1 protein-coding gene is annotated in these 817 nt (G+C 40.5%); it reads left to right on the forward strand.

The genetic code is table 11. The features are described 5' to 3' along the window. Window positions 1-92: 92 nt before the first annotated feature. Window positions 93-817: ISAs1 family transposase (locus I6F66_RS20885; RefSeq protein ID WP_197209713.1), on the forward strand; the 725-nt coding region annotated here is incomplete at its 3' end.

The raw sequence follows: 817 nt of genomic DNA on the forward strand, positions 1-817 counted from the left end.
AAGTGTTGAAGCCCCAACATCAGGGCAAGATCACGAACTTTACCTTGACTTAAAAGTATGATCTTATACTCCTTTTTTCAAGGAGCATTCTCATGCTTGATATTCAGCTATTTAAATATTTCGAATCAATCGATGATCCTCGCCAACAAGGTAAAGTGGTTCATAAACTATTTGATATCATATTCTTAGCCGTCAGCGCTGTTGTGTCTGGATGCCAAGGCTGGGAAGATATTGAAGATTTTGGTCATGATAGATTAGATTGGCTCAGGAAATATGTCCCCCTAGAGCAAGGTATTCCTCGTCATGACACAATTGCCCGCGTACTAAGCCGTATTGATATGACGCAATTTCAAGATTCTTTTTCTTCTTGGATGAAAGCATGCACTAAGTTAACCCAGGGCGATGTCGTGGCTATTGACGGAAAACGGTTAAAAGGGTCTTTTAATCAATCAGATAGGCGCGATGCACTTTATATGGTCAGTGCGTTTGCATGCGAAAATGGTGTCGTTTTAGCGCAATGTCCTGTTGATAAAAAGTCGAATGAAATAACAGCGTTACCAACACTTCTTGAGTTACTTGAGATAAAAGGGTGCTTAGTCACAATTGACGCCATGGGGTGTCAAAAATCAATTGCAGAAAAAATAGTGAGCAAAGAAGCTAATTACCTTCTTGCAGTGAAGGCAAATCATAAAGGACTCCTGTCGCAAATAGAGGGGGCTTTATTACCGGAGATAACACGACAAGCGTCTGAAGGGATTTTGTTTAATGAAGCAGATTATCAAAAAAACAGAGAGGAGTTTAGGTGTTGTGCAGTGCG

This window comes from Pseudoalteromonas sp. NZS100_1, assembly GCF_015864285.1.
Classification (GTDB): domain Bacteria; phylum Pseudomonadota; class Gammaproteobacteria; order Enterobacterales; family Alteromonadaceae; genus Pseudoalteromonas; species Pseudoalteromonas arctica.